Raw genomic sequence first — 7,123 nt, forward strand, 5'->3', positions numbered from 1 at the left:
GCGGGTGAGGCGGTCGCATGAGTCGCTCTTCCACGCCGGGTTCCCCGGCCGGACATCCGGCCAGCCCTAGCGGTAACCGAGCGCGATCGTTCGACTACCCGCAGGGCGAAGGGTTGGACGAGACCACCCTGGATCCAGCCCTGGTGACCAGCCCCGGGCACGGTCGGGTCGGGGTCTTCCAGCCGCCCCGACCGGCGGCGGCGCGCGCGGCCGGTCACGAGCAGCGGGTGCCGACGGTCGGCGAGAACGCCGACATCGATTCGCCGTTCCTCGACCTCTTCGGCGGCGCACGGCCCGGCGTACGGCGTCCCGCCGGCCTCCCCGCGAGCCAGAACGCACCGGTCGCGGCCGAGCCGACCCCGGTGGTGGCGCCGCCCCGCCGTGGTATCGGGCGGGAGGCGCCACCGATTCCGCACCAGGTCGCCGCCCCGGCTGCCCCGGCGGCCCCGCCCGAGCCGGTCACGCCGCCCCCGCCCGCCGGCCGCGACGAGCCGCCCGCCGAGCCGGCCGCCGCCCGGCCGCGGGAAACCGCCCCCGGCGTACGCCCGGTGAGCCGCCCCCGCGACAGTTCGGACGCCGGCCACCGCGCCGAACCACCGGAGCGGCCCACCGGACGCACCGCGCCCGATCCGACGCCCGCCACCCGCGCCCGGGTGCCGCACCAGCCCGGCGAGCGACTCCCCTCGCTCCGCCCGACCACCGAACCCGAGCCGACCGACCCGGAATCCACGGTCGGCGTTCCGGCCGTCACCACCTCCGCCACCCGGGAAATCACCCCGCCACGGCAGCGGTCCGCGGAGCGCAGCGGCAAGCCCGTCAAGCCGGTCCGGGTACGCCCACCAAAGATCAAATTCGGTGACCGCGACCCGTCGGTCGAGCTCGCGATCACCGAGATCGCCGGTCACCTCACCTTCACCCCGAACACGGTCACCGCCTGGTACTGGCTGCCCGAGGTGCGCTGGGCGTTCCGCCCCGACGCCGAGCGGGAGGCGCTGCTCTCGGCAATCTCCGAGCAGTACGCCGGCCTGGCCGGCTTCCGGCTGCACCTGCGCCGCACCACCCGGCCCTTCCCGGCTGACGAGTGGGCGCGCACCATCGACGCGCACACCGCGTCGCCGCTGCCCGACGTGCCCGGCACGCCCGGCTGGGCTGACCATCTGGTCGCCGCGCAGCGGCACCTGATGGCGGTCAACCACGCGGAGGGGCAGACCTACCTCGGCGTCACCTTCGCCCGCCGGTCGCTGGGCGACTCGCTCACCGAACGGCTGCTGCGCGCCTTCGGCCGCGGCACCGCCGACGGCGAACGCCGCAAGCTGGGCCGCACCGTCGAGCAGTTTGACGAGGTACTCGGGGCGTTCGGCATGCGCGGGCGCCGGGTGACCGCACAGGAACTCGAGTGGTTGCTCTACCGGTCCGTCGCGCTCTGCATGGCACCGCCGGGCGCGCTCTCCCCGGTGACCGACAGCCGGTGGGAGCGGGGCGACCTGCTCGCCCTCACCGAGCAGGTGGAACGCTACCGAGCCCCGTACGGCTCCACGGTGAAGCTGGTCAACCGGATGACCGGCGAGGAGCGGCACGTGGCCGTGCTCGCGGTCGGCCGGATGGAACCACTGGAGATCCCCGAACGGCACGAGCCCTGGCTGCACTTCCACGAGCGGCTGCCGTGGCCGATGGAGCTGTCGACCCGGGTGGACATCCTCGGCTCAGGCGACTCCTTCCGAAACCTGGAGCACCGGCTCCGCATGATCCGGTCGCAGCAGCTCGACTACGCCGAGCACGGCATCGACGCGCCGCCGGAGCTGGAACGGCTCGCCAAGCGCGCCCTGGTGATCGGCGACGAGATGACCACCGGCCTGCCGGTGGACTCGGCCCGCGCGCACGGCTGGCACCGAATCGCGGTCGGCGGCCGGACCCGCGAGGAGTGCCTGGAGCGGGCCCGCCGGCTCATCCAGCTCTACTCCCGTGAGCTGCGAATCTCGCTCCAACATCCGAAGAACCAGGACTGGCTGGCCCGCGAGTTCATCCCCGGCGAGCCCATCGCCAACACCGGCTACGTCCGGCGGATGCCGGTCAACCTGCTCGCCGCCGCGCTGCCACAGGCCGCCTCCACGGTCGGCGACCGCCGCGGCGACCTGATCGGCCGCACCGCCGGCACCTGCCGCCGGCCGGTCTTCCTCGACCTGCACTTCCCCATGGAGGTACGCGAGCGTTCCGGCCTCGCGGTGTTCGTCGCCGAACCGGGCGGCGGCAAGTCCACCCTGCTCGGCGCGCTCGGCTACCTGGCCGCCCGGCGCGGCGTCCAGGTGACCCTGCTCGACCCGTCCGGCCCGCTCGCCCGCCTCTGCGCGATGCCGGAGCTGGCGCCGTACTCGCGGGTGCTCAACCTCACCGGCTCCGAGCAGGGCACCCTCGCCCCGTATTCACTGATCCCGACGCCGCTACGCAGCGAATTCAGCGCGGGAACGGCGGGCGACCGGGAATTCGAGATCGCGATCTCCAACGCCCGGGCCGAGCGTCGCATGCTGGTGCAGGACATCTGCATGATGCTGGTGCCGCCACAGGTGGCCCGGGAGGCGTCCACCGCGACCCTGTTCCGGCACGCCGTACGTCAGGTGCCCGCCGAGGAAACCTCCACCCTGGACGACGTGGTCGCCTGCCTGCAGGGGCTGGACGAGGAGCCCGGCCGGGAATTGGCGCACCTCCTGCTGGACACCGCCGAGATGCCACTGGCCATGCTCTTCTTCGGCCGCCCGCCGGAGGGCCTGCTCGGCGCCGACGCAGCCCTCACCGTGATCACCATGGCCGGGCTGCGGCTGCCCGATCTCAAAATCGAGCGCGAATACTGGTCGGCCGAGGAGGCGCTCGCCCTGCCGATGCTGCACACCGCGCACCGGCTCGCCGTTCGGCGCTGCTACGGCGGCTCGATGTCCTCGCGCAAACTGGTCGGCCTGGACGAGGCCCACTTCATGGAGGGCTGGCGATCCGGGCGATCGTTCCTGGTCCGCCTCGCCCGCGACTCCCGCAAGTGGAACCTCGCCGCGCTGGTCGCCTCGCAGAACCCGAGGGACATCCTCGGCCTCGACGTGCAGAACCTGGTCTCCACCGTGTTCGTCGGCCGGATCGCCGAGGACAACGAGATCGCCTCGGAGGCGCTGCGCCTGCTCCGGGTGCCGGTCGACGACGGCTACGAAGCCACCCTCGCGTCGCTGTCCCAAGCCGACTCCGGCTCGGCCGCCCGGCTCGGCTTCCGCGAGTTCGTGATGCGCGACGTCGACGGGCGCGTACAGAAGGTACGGGTCGACGTGTCGTACGTCGACGGGCTACTGGAACACCTGGACACCACCCCCGCCGCGGTCGCCCAGGCGGCCGGGGCACTGCCGACCGTCCTGGCTGATCTGGAGGCGTGACATGGCGAGGGCCCGGGCAAGGATCGCGGCGCTCCTCCTCGCGCTCGGCGTACTCGCCGTGGCCACCATCTCCTGGCCGCTGGTCGGGCCGACACCCGCGTACGCCGCCGAGCCCACCCCGGCACCGGCTGAGCTGTGCACCACCAAGCAGTGGCAGGCCGACTTCCGCGCCTGCGTCGCCAAACTGCACTCAGTCGCTGACGATCAGGTCACCTGCCGCAACGCCCCCGTGCCCAGCGCGCCCGACTCGGGGCTGGCCGGCTGGTTCGCCTCCCGCCCCGATTCCGCGAAACTGCCCGGGCCGAAGGGGCTCTACAGCGACTACGGCTACGCCGGATACAGCTACACCACGTACGACGTCGACGGCGGCTGCGCGTCGTCGGTCCTTCACCCGGACTACCGCTTCACCAACATGGTCGCGAATGGCGAATTCATGTTCGCCGACGCGGTGATCGGGGCGTCCAACGCCCTACGCGAGCGGGCCTGGGACCCGCGCTCGATGTGGCGCTGGGCGGATCCGCTGGTGGAGCAGGCCACCAAGGCCGTCTACCAGAAGGTCTTCAGCGTCTTCGGCATCATCACGCTCTGCGTGGTCGGCCTCTATTTGATGTGGCGCTCCCGTCAGTCGGACATGAGCAACGCGATGACCACGGCCGGCTGGGCCCTACTGGTGATGGTGGCGGTGACCGCGCTGGCCGCCTGGCCGGTGAAGTCGGCGAACATCGCCGACAACGCCCTCGTCACCACGCTCGGCGTCGTACACGACGCCGTCGGCCCAGCATCCAAGGACATCCCGCCGGACAAGTGCGTGCTGCCAAACCCGGACGCGTGCGTCGACAAGCGCCCCCCGGCTGTTCGGGCCAGTGACACCGCCACGGAGACGATGCTCTACCGGAACTGGCTGCGAGGCGTGCTCGGCTCCGCCGACAGCGAAACCGCGAAGAAGTACGGCCTGGCGCTCTACGACGCCAAGTCGCTGACTTGGGGGGAATCGCAGACAATCCGCACGAATCCCGCTACGCGCGATGTGGTCATCAAGGCCAAGCAGCAGCAGTGGGCCCGGGTCGCCGAACAGATCAAGACGGAGGACCCGGAGGCGTACGAGTACCTCAGGGGTGTCCGGGACATGGACCGGATCGGGGCCGGCTTCATCGCCGTGCTGGCCTCGCTGCTCTTCGCGATGTTCGACCTGACCGCCTCGTTGCTGGTGCTGCTCGGCTTCCTGATCTTCCGCTGGGCGGTGATCGCCGCACCGATCCTCGGCACGGTCGGTCTGATGCGTCCGGCGAGCGCCGGCCTTCGCCGGCTGGCGAACGCGGTGGTGGCGGCCATCTTCAACATCGCCATCTTCGGCACCGGCGCGGCCATCTACCTGTTCGCGGTCGACCTCATCATGAACACCCCGACTCTGCCCGGCTGGCTGCAGGTGGTCCTGGTCTGGCTCTGCGGTGTGGTGGGTTGGCTGCTGCTGCGCCCGTACCGGCGGATCACCCAACTCGGCGGCAAGGACAGCAGCGAGGCGATCAGCTCGGCCGGTTCGTGGCACCGCCGCTTCTTCCGGGACATGCGAGTCGCGGCCCGGCTGGACGTGGCCGAGCCCGGTGCCGAGCCACCGGTCGGCCGGCGCCGCGGCGTGGCGCTCGATCAGAGCAGCGTGCGGCCGGAGGCCCGGCACGAAGACCCGTCGCACGCCGCCACGGTCGCTGAACGAGAGCGGCCAGACGGACGGGACGGAGCCGATGAGGCTCCCGCGCCCGAGCGGAAGGGCGGACGACCGGCGCCACGCCAGCGCCGACAGCCGGCGAGTTGGACCGAACCCGACGTACCGGAGGAGGCACCCTCCTTCGCCATCTACCGGCCGGACTCGGCCAGCCGGGAACCGGCCAAGCCGGCACCCCGAGTGCGCGCCGAGGCACGGTAAAACCGATGCGTCGAGCATTGGAGTTCCTCTTCACCCGGGTGCTGAGGTCCCGGCTCGGCGTCGCGCTCGTGATCGCCGCCCTGGTCTTCGGCGTGATCGGCGCGGCGCGGCTGGTGTCCGGGCCGAACGACCCGGCGGCCGGCCTGAGCATCCGGCCGCGCGAGCCGATCAGCACGGTCGACCCGCAGGCCGGCGACGACGGGGTGCTGTCGAGTCCGGCGGCGCCCACCCCCAGGACGCGCCCGGGTGACCTGTCCCCCGAGCAGGCCGCCGACCGCTTCACCGTCGCCTGGCTGAGCGGCCCGGGCAGCAGCGCGAACGAGTGGCAGGCCCGCCTGCGGCCGCTCTCCACGCCCGCGTTGACCGAGAAACTGACCGACGCGGACCCGGAGCGCGTGCCGGCTCGACGGGTCGCAGGTCAGATCACCCTTCGGCCCCGGACGGAGTCCTTCGTGGAGGCGCTGATTCCGCTCGACAACGGGCAGCTCCGGCTCGAGCTGGTGGCACCCGACGGCCCCTGGCTGGTGGACGCGGTCGACTGGACACGGCAGTGAACGCCGCGACGGGCCGGCGGAAGCTGCGGCTCGGTGCCGTGGCCGCTGCGGTGACCACGGCACTCACCCTGCTCTGCTGCGTCGGCGGCGCCGGGGCGTTCTTCCTCACCGAGCTGGGCGGCGACGAGCAGACACGGCTGACCGCCGGCCTGGCCTGCGATCCCTCCTACCAGGTTGAGCTCACCGGGGACATGCCTCGGTTCAGCGAGTACGGCGATGGTCAGCTCCGCAACGCGGCAATCATCATCAAAGTCGGCCAGGATATGCACGTGCCCGCTCGCGGCTGGGTGATCGCGCTGGCCACCGCGATGCAGGAGTCCGCACTGCGCAATCTGGCCAACAGCGCCGTGCCGGCGTCGTTGGCACTGCCGCACGAGGGCGTCGGCTCCGATCATGATTCGCTCGGGCTGTTCCAGCAGCGGCCCGGCTGGGGCAGTGTCCAGCAGCGGATGACGCCTTCATACACCGCGCGGAAGTTCTACGAGAAGATGCTCAAGGTGCCGAACTGGCAGCAGCGACCGCTGACCGTGGTGGCACAGCAGGTCCAGGTCAGCGCCTTTCCGGACGCGTACGCCAAGCACGAGGACCTGGCCGGCCGGATCGTCGACGCGCTCGCCGGTGGCGCGGCCCGCACCGTGGAAGTCGGCGGCAAGGCGGTCTGCGACGCCGCAGCCGGCACCCAGATCGCCGCTTCCGGCTGGACCGCTCCGGTCGTCGGTGGCGTCGGCTCCGGCTTCCGCACCGCCGAACGGCCCACCCACAACGGCGTCGACATCGCCGTGGCCAAGGCAACCCGGATCCACGCGGCGTCTGCCGGTCGGGTGCTGGTCGCCCGCTGCGATCCCGACCAGTCAGGGCGACGGGACTGCGACCGGGACGGCTGGCCGGGTAAGGGTGGCTGCGGCTGGTTCGTGGACATCCTGCACGCCGGTGGCTACATCACGCGCTACTGCCACATGGTGGAGCGCCCCCACGTGGTGCCCGGGCAGTCGGTGGAGGCCGGCCAGGTGATCGGCCTCTCTGGGACCAGCGGGGATTCCTCCGGCCCGCATCTGCACTTCGAGGTGCACGTGAACGGCGACCGGTCGAGCCAGGGCGCGATCAACCCGGTGCCGTTCATGCGGAATCGCGGCGCACCACTGGGCCAACCGAGCTGAATTGCATTGGCTGCAACATTGAGCATCCTGATGACTCGTTCAACGAGGTTGGGGCGGGTTGGTAACGACTCGGCGCGCTGGCTG

Annotated in this window: 4 protein-coding genes; all 4 read left to right on the top strand. The window is 71.8% G+C overall.

What is annotated here, in order from left to right; genetic code table 11:
- The first annotated feature begins 17 nt into the window (after positions 1-17).
- The 4 genes from ABZ671_RS11085 to ABZ671_RS11100 are packed head-to-tail and all read left to right on the top strand — an operon-like array spanning position 18 to position 7,039.
- Positions 18-3,407 carry an ATP-binding protein gene (locus ABZ671_RS11085; protein WP_357854837.1) on the top strand — a complete coding sequence of 1,130 codons (3,390 nt, stop codon included), beginning with the start codon at positions 18-20 and terminating at the stop codon, positions 3,405-3,407.
- Position 3,408: 1 nt separating this feature from the next.
- Positions 3,409-5,328 (top strand): MFS transporter, encoded by a 1,920-nt coding sequence (locus ABZ671_RS11090; RefSeq protein ID WP_357854840.1) that lies wholly within the window; start codon positions 3,409-3,411, stop codon positions 5,326-5,328.
- A 5-nt stretch (positions 5,329-5,333) separates the two neighbouring features.
- Complete coding sequence (locus tag ABZ671_RS11095; protein ID WP_357854843.1) at positions 5,334-5,882, top strand: hypothetical protein; 549 nt, start codon at positions 5,334-5,336, stop codon at positions 5,880-5,882.
- Entirely contained in the window at positions 5,879-7,039 is a 1,161-nt protein-coding gene (locus tag ABZ671_RS11100; protein ID WP_357854846.1) for a M23 family metallopeptidase, read from the top strand. Before ABZ671_RS11095 ends, ABZ671_RS11100 begins: the two co-directional genes overlap by 4 nt.
- Positions 7,040-7,123 lie beyond the last annotated feature (84 nt).

The organism is Micromonospora sp. NPDC006766, from assembly GCF_040636055.1.
Classification (GTDB): Bacteria; Actinomycetota; Actinomycetes; order Mycobacteriales; family Micromonosporaceae; genus Micromonospora.